Below are 485 nucleotides of genomic sequence, written 5' to 3' on the forward strand. Positions count from 1 at the left end.
GCTCGGACCTGAACATTCTGCGCCGCCCCGACGCCGTCGCTGAGCGCAAGCAGTTTGGGCACTGGGAATGTGATCTGATCCAGTTCCGCAAGAAGTTCGGAAAGGCCAACGTGACTTCGCTCGTCGAGCGCGTTGGTCGATTTGCGATCTTCCTGCGCAACAACGACCGTCAGTCACGCCCGGTCATGGATGGTCTCATACGCGCCCTCAAGACCCTACCCCATCTCGCCCGTCGTTCGATCACTTTCGACCGTGGCACGGAGTTCACGGATTGGCCTTATCTCCAGGCGAGCATTGGCACCCAAACCTGGTTCTGCGACCCGCAATCGCCATGGCAGAAAGGCACCGTCGAGAATATCAATGGTAGGGTACGGAAATGGCTTTCGAGAGAGGTCGATCCATTGTCGGTCACGGATGTTGATCTGATCAACATCTGCAACCGTCTCAACGAGACACCACGCAAATGCCTCGGCTACCGAACACCG

The 485-nt window shown here is 57.5% G+C and carries 1 protein-coding gene; it reads left to right on the forward strand.

From position 1 onward, the window contains the following. The coding region (locus JNB85_RS30445) for an IS30 family transposase (protein WP_220338121.1) at positions 1–485 on the forward strand (485 nt) is incomplete at both ends.

Origin of the sequence: Rhizobium mesosinicum (assembly GCF_019511345.1) — a bacterium.
Classification (GTDB): Bacteria; Pseudomonadota; Alphaproteobacteria; order Rhizobiales; family Rhizobiaceae; genus Rhizobium; species Rhizobium mesosinicum.